Consider the following 13,234-nt stretch of genomic DNA (forward strand, 5'->3'; position numbering starts at 1 on the left):
ATGAATATAGAAACTAAACCTTATAAGTATAACGAATTTAAACAGTTTTTACGGTTTGAGCTTGGAATGAGTGATAATTCTGTTATATCATATCTTTCTGATTTAGAAACTTTATATAAATTTTATAAAAAGGATATTAAAGAGATTACACCAGAAGATATTGTTGCCTTTATGTCATATATGCGTAAAAATCAGCAGTCATTAGAAACTATACTTCGCAGACTTTCAGGCATAAGTCAGTATTTTGATTTTTTAATAGTAGAAAAAGAGATAAAAGTAAACCCAGTAGAGTTTATTGCAAAACCTAGACAGTGGCATAAACTGCCTGATTTTCTTGATTTTGATGAAGTAGAAAAATTAATATCAAGGAATGACTTATCTACACCTGTAAAAGAAAGAAATTATTTGATAATGGAAACGCTTTATGCAACAGGTATGCGTGTAAGTGAGTTAACAGCTGTTAAAATCAGGGATATTGATTTTAAAAGGGGTATAATAAAAGTAACAGGTAAAGGCTCAAAACAAAGAATTGTGCCACTTTACCCATCATTATTAAAAAGTTTAGAAGATTATCTTGCTTTAAGACAGGAATATTTTATAAAGGATATAGATAGTGGTTATTTATTTTTAAATCAGCATGGAAATATGCTTACAAGGCAGCATATATGGAATATTGTAAAAGAAAAATGTAAACAGAATAATATTACAAAACATGTTTCACCCCATACTTTACGCCATTCTTTTGCAACTCATATGCTTTCAAATGGTGCTGATTTAAGAACTTTGCAGATATTTTTAGGACACTCAAATATTTCTACAACAGAAATATATACACATGTTACTGATGATGATAAAAGAAAAACAATAATGAACTTTCATCCGAGATTTGCAAGAAAATGAAAATAGTTATAACTCATATTAACCCGGATTTTGATGCAGTAGCAAGTGCTTATGCCGCATATAAATTATATAACTGCGACCATATAGCTATGTGTACAAATATGGAAAATAATGTATATAATTTTATTAAAGACAGTAAATTTAATATTAATATTAAGCAGTATAATGATAAACTTTTAAGTGAATTAAAAAGTATTGATATGTTAATTATTACAGACTGCAACCAAAGACAAAGGCTTGGCAGGCTTGCAGCATTAATAGATATTGCAAAAGAAATTATTATTTATGACCATCATGCTGGTATAAGCTGTGATATATCAGCAGATAAAAAAAATATTTTAGAAATAGGTGCTGCAACTTCTATATTTTGTTTAAAAATGCAGGAAGAAAGTATAGCTTTATCATCTCTTGAAGCTACATTTTTAGCACTTGGAATATATGAAGATACAGGGCTGTTCACTTTCAGTAAAACTTCATCAAATGATGCATTAGCTTTATCATATTTAATATCACAAAAGGCAGATACAACAGCGGCAAATGATTATGTGCAGAGAGAGTTAAGCAATATTCAGGTTATGCTTTTAAATGAACTGCTTTTAAATCTGTCAATTATAACAGTAGGCGGTGTAGATATAGCTTATTCATGTGCAACAGTAGATGAATATGTAGATGAAGCAGCTTTTATTGTTCATAAGCTTATGATAATAGAAGGTTTAAGTTCTCTTTTTATTCTGCTTTCAACAGGTGGCAGGCTTGTTCTTATAGGAAGAAGCAATGATATAAGAGTTAATGTTTTAAGTATAGTTTCTCAATTTGGCGGCGGTGGTCATAGTGTTGCAGGCAGTGCTATTATTAAAGATAAAATGATTGCTGAAACATTAGAAATGCTTAAATATGTTATTAGAGAAACAGTAAAACCTGTTAAATCTGTTCAAGAGATTATGACTACTCATGTTAAATCAGTTCAAAGCCATTCTATATTAAAAGATGCTATGGATTTAACTATGAAATATAATTTAAACTATCTTCCTGTTGTGGAAAATAATAAAACTATAGGTATTATTTCAAGAAAAGATATTCTTCATGGTGTGAAACATGGTCTTGAATATGACAGCATTAATAATATTATGCAGACAGAGTTTGAAATAGTATGTCCTGATACTTTATTTTATGAAGCGGAAGCTATTATGGTTTATCAAAATCAAAAACTTCTTCCTGTTGAAACAAATAAAGGGCTTGTGGGAGTTATTACAAGAACAGACCTTTTAAGACTTATGCATGAAAATATGATTTTACAGTCAAAATATGCTGAAAATAAGAGAAAAAATCTGGGTATATTAAAAAATAGAAATGTATTATCTAAAATGCAGGAAAATCTTAATAAAAAAATATTATCATTATTAAAGAATATTGGTGCAGCAGCAGAAGAAATGCATTATAAAGCTTATGTAGTAGGTGGTTTTGTCCGCGATTTACTTATGGAGAAAGATAATTATGATATAGATATTGTTATAGAAGGTGATGGAGCAAAATTTGCAGTTAATTATGCAAAAAAACATAATGCAAAAGTTTTTGTTCATAAAAAATTTAAAACTGCTGTTGTTTCTTTTGATGATGGATTTAAAATAGATTTTGCAACTGCTAGAACAGAATATTATGTAACACCTGCCGCTGCACCAGAAGTTGTAGAATCATCAGTTAAAAGTGACCTTTTCCGAAGAGATTTTACAATAAATGCAATGGCTGTTCGTTTAGACGGAGCTCAGTTTGGGCTGTTACTTGATTTCTTTATGGGTCAGAAAGATATTCTTGATAAAAAAATCAGAGTTTTACACTCATTAAGTTTTGTTGATGACCCGTCAAGAGCATATAGAGCTATACGGTTTGCTGTCCGTTTTGGGTTTGAGATAGGCAGCCATACAGACAGACTTATAAAACATGCCGAAAGTCTTGATTTATTCAGCAGAATAATAGGTCAAAGACAGTTTTTAGAGCTTAAATATATTTTAGCAGAAGATGGTTATTTATTTGCTTTACAGTTAATGAATAAATATAATATGCTTAGATTTTACAGCACTAAAATAAAATATGATGATGAATTAATAAATAAATTTAAGCGTTCAGAACATCTTTTAAACTGGTATAAAATACAATTTGAAGAAGATATTGAAGTATGGAGAATGCGGTTTAATATATTATTTTTTCCAGAAAAAGGAGAAAATTTTATATCTTTAATAGATAAATTTGAGCTTTCATCAAAAGAAGCATCTATCTTAAAAGATGACCATAAGTATATGGAGTATGCTGTAAGTTTATTTAAAAGATATAAAGACCACAAACCTTCTTTTATATATGGAGTATGTTCTAATTTATCAGTAGAAAGTGCACTTGCTCTTGCTGCTGTTATGGGGGAAAGTAAGCAGGATATTATAAAAGATTATCTTACAGAATATAAAAATGTAAAAATTGATTTATCTGGGCAGGATTTAATTGAAGCAGGTATACCAAAAGGGCCTGAAATAAAAAAAGCACTAGATGTGTTGTTAAAAGCAAAGTTAGATGGTATAGTTAATACAAAAGAAGATGAATTATTATTCATAAAAAATGAATTTGGAGTATAAATTTTGAGCATTACAAAAGAAATTATAGTGCCTTCTGTTATTCAGCCTTATATTTTTGGCAGACAGGACAGCAATATTAAAGTAATTGAAAATAATATGAATGTTAAATTGTCAGCACTTGGCGATAATGTTACAATAGAAGCAGAAAATGAAAATAATGCTGTAAAAGCATATAGATTATTTGAAGAATTAATGAAAACTGCAGAAAAAAGAGAGCTTACATCTGAAGATGTTGTTTATGCTGTTAAAATGATTAACAAAGATAATAATGTTGATGTAAGTGGTGTATTAACTGAAAAAATAAAAGTAGGTGGCTGGGCAAAAATTGTAACCGCAAAATCTCCATCACAAAGAGAATATATTAAAGCTATGAGCACAAGCGATATGATTTTTGGTATAGGACCTGCAGGAACTGGTAAAACTTATCTTGCTATGGCAATGGCTGTAAATCAGTTTTTATCTAAAAAAGCTGCCCGTATTATTTTAACCCGTCCTGCTGTAGAAGCTGGGGAAAAACTAGGGTTTTTACCCGGAGATATTGCTGATAAAATAAACCCATATCTTAGACCACTTTATGATGCACTTTATACTATGATGGATATTGATTATGTTACTAAATTAATAGAAAAAGGAGTTATAGAAGTTGCACCGCTTGCATTTATGAGAGGAAGAACATTAAATGATTCTTTTGTTATACTTGATGAGGCTCAAAACACAACAGAAGAACAGATGAAAATGTTTTTAACACGCCTTGGGTTTAATTCAAAAGCTGTTATTACTGGTGATGTTACTCAGATTGATTTACCAAGTGATAAAAGAAGTGGACTTATAACAGCTATGCATGTATTAAATAATATTTCAGAAATTAAATTTATACAATTCAGTGATAAAGATGTTGTGCGTCATCCACTTGTATCAAAAATAGTAAGAGCTTATGATGCAGCTATGAAAAAGGATTAATAATATGAAAATTTTATATACTGATGAAATGAACTGCTGTTTAAGCTATGAATTTTTTACTCTTGTTGCTGAATCTGTATTTAATGAGCTTGATATGAGCAGTAATGAATATGAAATATCATTACTTATAACTGATGATGAAACAATAAGAAAGTATAATAAAGAATATAGAAATAAAGACAGAGCAACAGATGTGTTATCTTTTCCTATGGAAGATGATATTATTCTTGGAGATGTTGCTATATCTTTTGAAACTGCAAAAAGGCAGTCAGAAGAAGCAGAAATAAATATAGACAGGGAAGTGGCATTTCTTTTTATACATGGCTTACTGCATCTTTTAGGATATGACCATGAAACAAGTCAGGAAGATGAAGAAGAAATGTTTGCATTACAGGAAAAAATATTAAAAAAACTTGTTGACTATGGCACGGTTTCATAGTTAATATATAATATTACTTAGTATTGGTGATATTTTTATATGGATTATTATTGTAGAAGTTTACTTTTTTCATTCAAAACTATTCTATTCTTTTTATCATGTATTTTAGCAAACAAAATTTTATGTATGGAGTTTAGCCGTGGATATTAGTATCTGGTGGGAGATTGCATTTTTAGTAATTTCTTTATTTTTATCTGCTTATTTTTCAACAATGGAAACAGCAGCAGCTTATCTTAGTGAAGTAAAAACAAAGCAGCTTTTTACAAAAGATGACGAAAACAATCTTTCTGCATGGATTACTCAGCGAAATAAAGTATTAAATACTATATTTTTAGGTAATACATTATTTAATGTAATTAATGTATTTTTAATAATAGATATAATCAGCAAGTATATTTCATCATATACTCTTTTAATTTCTGCAGCTGCTGCATTTATTTTAATATTGATGTTTGGAGAAACTATACCAAAAACTCTTGCCCGCTATGAAGTGATTAGTATTTCTTCCAGGCATGTTAAAATTTTAAGTAAATTTTATATTCTTTTTTTTCCTGTTATATTTATATCGGATATATTAACAGCTTTTTCTTTAAAGCTTTTTGGCAAAAATTTGAAAAAAGACCCTAAATTTTCTGAAGATGAATTGGAATTTTTAATAAATGTTGGTGAAAAGGAAGGTAAACTGCAGCCAGATAAAGGCGAAATGATTACTAATATTTTTGATATTTCAGATATTGATGTAAAGGAAATTATGGTTCCAAGAATTGATGTTACAGCAGTGCCTGAAAATATTTCTACTGAGGAAATAAAAGAAATAATTAGAGAGACTGAATATTCAAGAATACCTGTTTATAGAAACTCACTTGATAATATAATAGGTATATTATATGTAAAAGATTTGATACGCCTTAAAGGAACAGATTACAAAATGGAAGATTTATTAAAACTTTTACGCAAGCCTTTATTTGTGCCTGAAACTAAAAAAATAGACTTAATGCTTAAAGAATTCCAAAAAAATAAACTGCATATAGCGGTTGTTGTTGATGAATATGGCGGCACAGCAGGTATTATCACGATGGAAGATATTTTAGAAGAAATAGTTGGTGATATTTTAGATGAATACGATATAGATAGTGAAGAAATTAAACAAATCTCTGAAAATAAGTATATTATAAATGGCAGAATGAGTGTTAATGATTTCTGTGATTATTTTAATATAGAAGAATTTGATGAAGATGATGACTATGATACTGTTGCAGGTCTTGTGTTTGATATAGCTGGTGAAGTTCCAAAAATAGGAGATGAGTTTATATGGAATAATTTTAAATTTATTATTAAGCGGTTAGAAAATAGAAGAATAGACTTAATGGAAGTAGAAATTTTAGGCGGCAGATATGAATATCAAGAGGAAGCAGGCAATGAATAGCGAAGAAAATAAACCTTTTCATGCAGGGCTTATTGCTTTAGCTGGGCTTCCAAATGCTGGAAAATCTACATTATTAAATACAATTATTGGTGAAAAAATAGCTATTGTATCCCATACGCCACAGACTACAAGAAATGCAATATACGGCATAAAAACTACAAAAGAGTATCAGGCAGTTTTTGTTGATACTCCGGGCTTTCATTCACCAAAAAATACTCTTAATAAAGCAATAGTTCAGCAGGCTGTAGACAGCCTTTCTATTGTTGATGTAATATGTTTATTAGTTGAAGCAGGCGCTAAGAGAGGTAAAGATTTTAATAACCTAGTATCTCTTATAAAAGAAGCTCCACAGGAAAAAATATTAATTATAACAAAAATAGATACAGCTCCAAAAGAAATGGTTTATAAAACAGCAGAAGAAATCTTCCCACTCTGTAAGTTTAAACATGTTCTGCCTGTTTCTGCTGTTAAAAATATAAATGTAGATACACTTATGAATTTGCTTTATGATGAACTGCCAGAAAATATTATGCAGTATGATGAAGATTTAATTACCACCCAGCCAGAAAAGTTTTTGATTTCTGAATATATTAGAGAGCAGATATTTATGCGGCTGCGTAATGAAGTGCCACATGATACATTAGTATATGTGGAAGATTATTCAGATAAGCTAAAATCAATGGAAGTTAATGCTATTATTTATGTAAACAGAGAATCACAAAAAGGAATAGTTATAGGAGAGAGTGGCTCTATGCTTAAAACGATAGGCACAGCAGCCAGAAAAAATTTAGAATCTTTTTTTGAGAAAAAAGTAAGATTAAATCTTTGGGTTAAAGTTAAAGAAAACTGGGTAGCAAGACAAGAATATTTAGATATGCAGGGGCTTTAATCATTTAACACATTTTTTAAAAGGATAGATGCATTCATATTATTTGATATACCTTTTTTAAGTTTATAATCAAAATGCATCTCTCCGATTTCATCTATATCAAAGTCAAAAAAGTAGTTTTCAAAATTTTCTATATATTCTTCAGATAAACTTCCAAGAGCTGTATCATGAGTGGCTAAAATCCCTGTAATATTTAGTTTGATAAATTTTAACAATACAAGTTTTGAGCCTTGAAGCTTATCTTGAGAATTTGTTCCCTTTAATATTTCATCAAGCAGCACAAGCATTTTTTCACTTTTTTCTGCCTTTTCTTTTAATAGTTTCAGTCTTTGCAGTTCTGCATGAAAATAAGATGAGCTGTCCATTAATTTATCACTTGTCCGCATACTTGAAAAAATATCTACACTTGAAAATTCAAATGATGATGCACACACTGGAGCACCCATAGAAGCAAGTATTAAATTTACACCAATACTTCTTATAAATGTGCTTTTCCCTGCCATATTAGCACCAGTAATAATTAAAAACTTATGAGTTTTATTTATTTCAATATTATTTCCAACTCGTTTTAAGCTGTCTATTAAAGGATGGGACATATTCTCTGCTTTAATAATAGTGCTGCTGTTTATTACTGGAAAAATAAAATCGCTGTTATTATATCCAAAAACTGATATACTGTTTATTACATCAATATATGCAGCTGCCTTATTCCATACTGGAATATTATAAATATTTTCTTTTATCCATTTATTTATTTTATAAGATAAAATAATATCTCTTAAAAACAGCCCATTAGATATTAAATAATAAAGTCCGCTGTTTCTTTGGTCAAACTCACTGTTTATCTTTTGAAGTTCTTTTACTTTACTGCTGACTGCACACATATCATCTTTTATAGATTTCAGCATTTCTGATTGAAAATTATTGTCTTTAATTGTTTCGCTTATCAAAAGGTATATTTTTGCAGCATTATTTGCTTTATTTAGTTTTGAATATTCATCATTTGTTTTTTTAGCAAATAATGAAGCAGTGGTAAACTGATAAATAAAAAGCCCAAGAGGAATAAATGAGGGGATTAAACCAAACCCGTATGCAATAAATGATAATATGGTAGCAGATGCTGAAATATATACATAAATTACAGCTATTTTTTTAGGCGGAGTAATATCCCTGCTTACTGTTTTAATAAAGTTATCCAAAGATACTGGGTTTTTATAAGAAATAGATGATATATTATGGCTTACTTCTCTTAAAGGCATCATTTCTTTAACAGAATCCTGCATTTTTATTATATCTTCACTACTTCTCTTAGGGTTTAAAAGCAGTTGTTGTAGTAATTCTTCACCATCAGCTGTTGTACATCTGTTTATAGAGTGATATAAGGCACCTTTTTCAAATATATCTAAGTCATAAGCATAATTATGGGTATATTCTATAAAATGGATATTAGGGCGAAAAACATCATAATTTTTATTTAAAAAAGATATTTCATCACTAATAAGTTCATAAAGGTTTTTATTTTTTGTATATAAGTCAATATATTTCTGTCCAAAAATAATTAAAAATATATATACAAGAAAAGGTATTGTAAGAAATAATATATTAAATATACTGTTAAAATACCAAAATATAAAAAGTCCAACAGCAAAAATGAATGATGCAAGTTTTCCAACTGCTGTATATTTATTTATATTGTTGTATTTATTTACTTCTTTTGATAAGGAATTAAGTTTATTTTTATAAAATAATAAGACTCTGTTATCCATTATTTTTTAATAAGTATTTCTTTTATTTCTTTACCTGGTTTAAAGTAAGGTACTTTTTTATCAGGAACAGTTACTTTTGTGCCTGTTTTAGGGTTTCTTCCAATTTTTGAAGTTTTTTCTCTTATTTTAAAACTTCCAAAGCCTCTAATTTCTACTTTTTCACCTTTTTGTAGAGATTCTTTAATGGAAGCAAATACAGAATTAATAATAAATTCAATATGTTTCTTAGTGATATTAGGATGCTCAGCAACAATATTTTCAATTAATTCAGATTTTGTCATAATAATACCCCATTTTACTTTACTTTTATTTCTAATTCAAATATAACTGACAGATTAAGAAAAGTAAAGTAATATTAAAGGATTTTTATGACAAATTTTATATTTAGCTTTATCCGCTCAGGAGCAGGTGTATTAATAAGCCGTGTTTTTGGTCTTATACGAGATGTGGCAATAGGTGTTGTATTTGGTGCAACAGCAGTGACAGATGTTTTTTTTGTAGCCTTGGCAATACCAAATTTATTTAGAGAATTTTTTGTTGAAGGTGCAATGTCATCTGCATTTATGCCTTTTTTAGCAGAAAAATATAAAAATGGTGGTAAAACTGCTCAGAATTTATACCTTACTCAAATAGTTATTATGCAGACATTTTTTGTCACAGTTATAAGCATAATAATAATGGTATTTGCAGATTATGTTTTAAGGATTTTTTTAAGGGGAAAAGATTATCTTTCTGATACAGCCTTAATGTCTATGGGTGCAGACCTTATTCATATTATGATGCCTTTTCTTATATTAATATGTATTATAGGTATGTTTTCTGGTTTTTTAAATATAAATAGAAGCTATTTTATATCTTATGCATCTAGTGCACTTTTTAATATATGTATGATACTTGGTGCATGGGCTGCATACCACAACTCAAAAGATATTACATATCTTGCTTATGGTGTCATTGCTGGTGGTGTTTTGCAGCTTGTAATAGTATATCTTGTAGCTGTTTATTATGGTTATAAACCAAAATTTTCTAAAACTTTTGATGAAGATGTGAAAAAGACTTATTTTTTACTTGTGCCTTCTTTAGCAGGTGTAAGTATAAGCCAGCTGAACTTTGTAATAGGCAGAATATTAACATCATATCTTGCTCAAGGTTCTATTTCATGGCTTTTTTATGCAAGCAGACTTTTCCAGTTTCCACTTGGTGTATTTTCTGTAACACTTGGCGTAGTGAGTCTTACAGAGCTTTCAAAAGCAAGAGCTGATAATGATATTGTAAGGCGTAATCAAATAATAAATAAAGCATTTTTATCTCTTTTTATTATAATTATTCCTGCAACTATCGGTTTAATAGGACTTTCCACAGAGCTTATAAGGTTTGTTTTTCAGGATTTATCATCATTTTTCCTGCACAGAACAAGTGCTTTTTCTAATGAATCAGTTATTAAAACATCTATTGCTTTAAAAATGTATGCATCAGGGCTTATATTCTTTTCTCTTGCTAATCTATTAACAAGGGTTTTCCATTCTGAGAAGAATACAAAAACACCAGTAAAATGTGCTTTTTTTGCATTTTTAGCAAATGTAATGTTAAGCCTTATTTTAATGCAGTTTTTAGCTCATGCAGGTATTGCTTTGGCAGGTGCATTATCTGCTGTTGTTAATTCATTACTATTGCTTTATCATATAAAAGATTTTAAATTTGATTTAAAAAATAATGCTCAAATATTAGTAAAAGTATTATTTGCTAATATATTAATGTGTATTGTATTAGTTTTATGTCAATATGCAGGAATATATGTGCTTATAAATATTCTATTATGTATTATAGTTTATTTTATGGTTTTAAAAATAATGAAAATAAATATATTAAGGTTATTAAGATGATAGCAGTAGTTCAAAGAGTGTATGAAGCATCAGTTAAAGTTGATGGTGAAATAATTGGAAGTATTGGCAATGGTTTGTTAGTATTTTTATGTGTAGAAAATAGAGATACTGATGATAAAGTTACATATATGTCTGAAAAAATACTTAATTTAAGAATTTTTGAGGACAATAATGGAAAAATGAGTAAAAGTTTGCAGGATATAAATGGGGATATGCTTATCATAAGCCAGTTTACTCTTGCAGGTGACTGCTCAAAAGGAAGACGGCCTGATTTTACAGAAGCAGCAAAGCCAGATGCTGCAAAAGAAACATATAATAAATTTATAGAAGATGTGTCTTCTAAAATTAATGGCAATACAGCCATAGGCATTTTTGGAGCAGATATGAAAGTGTCTTTAATAAATGATGGTCCAGTTACAATGATTATAAAGAGGTAATAATGCAAATAGAAAGACTTACATTAAAACTTTTAGCAGAAAACTGCTATATTTATCATAATGAGAAAGAATGTGTTGTATTTGACCCAGGTAGTGATTATGAGTATATAAAAGCACATATTGAAAAGAAAAATTTATCAGTAAAAATGATACTTTTAACACACTGTCATTTTGACCATGTAGGAGCTGTAAGTGATTTAAAAGAATATTATAATGCTAAAGTTATGTGCCATAAAGATGATTTATTAATGCTTAAATCGGCAAATAAAAGTGCTGCAAGTTATGGACTTATGCCTGTAAAAATCCCAGTAATTGATGAATTTTTTAATGATAATGATATAATTTATTTTAATGAAACAGAATTAAAAGTTATTCATACACCAGGCCATTCAGCAGGCAGTGTATGTTTTTATGCGGAAAATGATAAATTTTTAATCAGTGGCGATACATTATTTTTAGAATCTGTTGGTAGAACAGATTTTCCATCAGGCTCACAAGTTGAATTAGAAAAATCTATTATGAATAAACTTTATATTCTGCCTGATGATACTATGGTGCTGCCAGGTCATGGTTTTCATACAACCATTAAACATGAAAAAGAATATAACCCATTTATTCATGTATAAAAATATAATTATCAATCTTGACTTATTGAAACAAAGTGGTATATATTGAAAGTATGACACGATTGTTAGTAGATACATCCAGTGATTACCTTGTTATAGTGGTTGCAAATGATAATAGTATTCTTGCAAGTCAGCTTATATATGCAGGTAAAAAAATGAGTGAATTACTGTTGGAGCAGGTCAATAATATTTTAAAATCAATATCTTTATCCATTGATGATATTGATGAATTTTATGCAGGAATTGGTCCTGGCTCTTTTACTGGTGTAAGAATTGGGGTGGCATTAATATTGGGATTATCATCTGGCTCAAATAAAAAAGCCTATGGTATATCTTCCCTTGATGTGGAAGCCATTGTTTCAGGCAGAAATGTTTTAAAGACAGCATCACTTTTAAAAGGTGAATGTTATGCAGTTAGGAATTATGATTTTACTAATAATGTGTTTTCTCCATATTACTTAGAAGAAATCATTGATAATGTTAATGATTATACTCTTATAAATAATGGTAAATCATACTTCCCCAACTTATTATTTGCAGTCCAGAGCGGTAAATTGTGGGATTTTCGTGCAGAGTGTTTGCCAATATACTTGAGAAAATCTGAAGCAGAGATTAATCTTGATAAGAAAAGCATCTCTTGAAGATTTAAATGATATATATAATATAGAAGTATCATCTTTTGACACTCCATGGGAAAAGGTTTCAATAGAGGTAGAGTTTTATAAAGATTATGCCAGTATTTATGTATATGAAGTGGATAAAAAGGTTGTAGCATATATTATTACATGGCTTATTGGTCTTGAAGCAGAATTAATTACTATTGCAGTTGATGAAGGCTTTCGCAGACAGGGGATAGGTAGAGTCCTTTTTGCTTACATAAAAGAGCTTTATGGCAAAAATATTTTATGGCACTTAGAAGTTGCATGTAAAAATAATAGTGCAATACAAATGTATAAAAGCTTTGGTTTTGAAATTACTTCAACCATAACAAATTACTATGGAGATGGTAAAAATGCTTTTAGGATGATTTTATCTCCAAAATAACTAAATTATAGGAGCTGCAAATATGACTGAAGATAAGTTTGAGCTGTATGAGCGTATTAGCAAAGAAAATATGGAATTTAAAAAACTTTTTGATGAACATATCCGTTTTGAGCAGGATTTAGAAGCTTTATACAGCTTAAAATATTTTCCACCCGAAGTTGAAACAAAAATCAAAGAGATTAAGCGAAGAAAATTACTTGGTAAAGATAGAATGGAGCAGATTATTGCTGCTTATCATTAAAG

14 protein-coding genes are annotated in these 13,234 nt (G+C 29.1%); 12 read left to right on the plus strand and 2 right to left on the minus strand.

From position 1 onward, the window contains the following. The 6 genes from xerA (at position 1) to era (ending at position 7,235) form a co-directional block, all read left to right on the plus strand. A complete protein-coding gene (gene xerA, locus N508_RS00690; protein WP_023276158.1) occupies positions 1-900 on the plus strand; it encodes a site-specific tyrosine recombinase/integron integrase in 900 nt (299 codons plus the stop codon). Beyond that, positions 897-3,521, plus strand: a complete 2,625-nt coding sequence (locus N508_RS00695; protein WP_023276159.1) for a CBS domain-containing protein — start codon at positions 897-899, stop codon at positions 3,519-3,521. Before xerA ends, N508_RS00695 begins: the two co-directional genes overlap by 4 nt. A gap of 3 nt (positions 3,522-3,524) precedes the next feature. Further along, the gene (locus N508_RS00700; RefSeq protein ID WP_023276160.1) at positions 3,525-4,481 is read left to right on the plus strand and encodes a PhoH family protein; all 957 of its coding nucleotides are present in this window, start codon (positions 3,525-3,527) and stop codon (positions 4,479-4,481) included. 4 nt (positions 4,482-4,485) lie between these two features. Beyond that, the gene (gene ybeY, locus N508_RS00705; protein WP_023276161.1) at positions 4,486-4,920 is read left to right on the plus strand and encodes an rRNA maturation RNase YbeY; all 435 of its coding nucleotides are present in this window, start codon (positions 4,486-4,488) and stop codon (positions 4,918-4,920) included. 139 nt (positions 4,921-5,059) lie between these two features. After that, positions 5,060-6,346: a hemolysin family protein gene (locus tag N508_RS00710; RefSeq protein WP_023276162.1), complete on the plus strand. Its 1,287-nt coding sequence runs from the start codon at positions 5,060-5,062 to the stop codon at positions 6,344-6,346. Continuing rightward, positions 6,339-7,235 carry a GTPase Era gene (gene era / locus N508_RS00715; protein WP_023276163.1) on the plus strand — a complete coding sequence of 299 codons (897 nt, stop codon included), beginning with the start codon at positions 6,339-6,341 and terminating at the stop codon, positions 7,233-7,235. Before N508_RS00710 ends, era begins: the two co-directional genes overlap by 8 nt. On the opposite strand, the gene N508_RS00720 is transcribed toward era, so the two are convergent. Together N508_RS00720 and N508_RS00725 are read right to left on the minus strand one after the other, a co-directional pair. Continuing rightward, positions 7,232-9,001 (minus strand): MutS-related protein, encoded by a 1,770-nt coding sequence (locus tag N508_RS00720; RefSeq protein WP_023276164.1) that lies wholly within the window; start codon positions 8,999-9,001, stop codon positions 7,232-7,234. The two genes, era and N508_RS00720, sit on opposite strands and share 4 nt — an antisense overlap. Then, positions 9,001-9,282, minus strand: a complete 282-nt coding sequence (locus N508_RS00725; RefSeq protein WP_023276165.1) for an integration host factor subunit beta — start codon at positions 9,280-9,282, stop codon at positions 9,001-9,003. The genes N508_RS00720 and N508_RS00725 overlap by 1 nt, the downstream gene beginning before the upstream one ends. An 87-nt stretch (positions 9,283-9,369) precedes the next feature. Here N508_RS00725 and murJ point away from each other — a divergent pair, with 87 nt between their 5' ends. The 6 genes from murJ to N508_RS00755 are packed head-to-tail and all read left to right on the plus strand — an operon-like array spanning position 9,370 to position 13,232. Continuing rightward, positions 9,370-10,884, plus strand: coding sequence for a murein biosynthesis integral membrane protein MurJ (gene murJ, locus N508_RS00730; protein ID WP_023276166.1), 1,515 nt, complete (start codon positions 9,370-9,372; stop codon positions 10,882-10,884). Next, positions 10,881-11,321, plus strand: a complete 441-nt coding sequence (gene dtd / locus N508_RS00735) for a D-aminoacyl-tRNA deacylase (protein ID WP_023276167.1) — start codon at positions 10,881-10,883, stop codon at positions 11,319-11,321. The genes murJ and dtd overlap by 4 nt, the downstream gene beginning before the upstream one ends. Before the next feature lie 2 nt (positions 11,322-11,323). Beyond that, complete coding sequence (locus tag N508_RS00740) at positions 11,324-11,947, plus strand: MBL fold metallo-hydrolase (protein WP_023276168.1); 624 nt, start codon at positions 11,324-11,326, stop codon at positions 11,945-11,947. Positions 11,948-12,000: 53 nt separating this feature from the next. Next, the gene (tsaB, locus tag N508_RS00745; RefSeq protein ID WP_076653906.1) at positions 12,001-12,588 is read left to right on the plus strand and encodes a tRNA (adenosine(37)-N6)-threonylcarbamoyltransferase complex dimerization subunit type 1 TsaB; all 588 of its coding nucleotides are present in this window, start codon (positions 12,001-12,003) and stop codon (positions 12,586-12,588) included. Then, the gene (gene rimI, locus N508_RS00750) at positions 12,566-12,991 is read left to right on the plus strand and encodes a ribosomal protein S18-alanine N-acetyltransferase (protein ID WP_023276170.1); all 426 of its coding nucleotides are present in this window, start codon (positions 12,566-12,568) and stop codon (positions 12,989-12,991) included. The genes tsaB and rimI overlap by 23 nt, the downstream gene beginning before the upstream one ends. A 22-nt stretch (positions 12,992-13,013) precedes the next feature. Next, positions 13,014-13,232 carry a DUF465 domain-containing protein gene (locus N508_RS00755; RefSeq protein WP_023276171.1) on the plus strand — a complete coding sequence of 73 codons (219 nt, stop codon included), beginning with the start codon at positions 13,014-13,016 and terminating at the stop codon, positions 13,230-13,232. Positions 13,233-13,234 lie beyond the last annotated feature (2 nt).

The sequence above is a fragment of the Mucispirillum schaedleri ASF457 genome (assembly GCF_000487995.2).
Lineage (GTDB): Bacteria > Chrysiogenota > Deferribacteres > Deferribacterales > Mucispirillaceae > Mucispirillum > Mucispirillum schaedleri.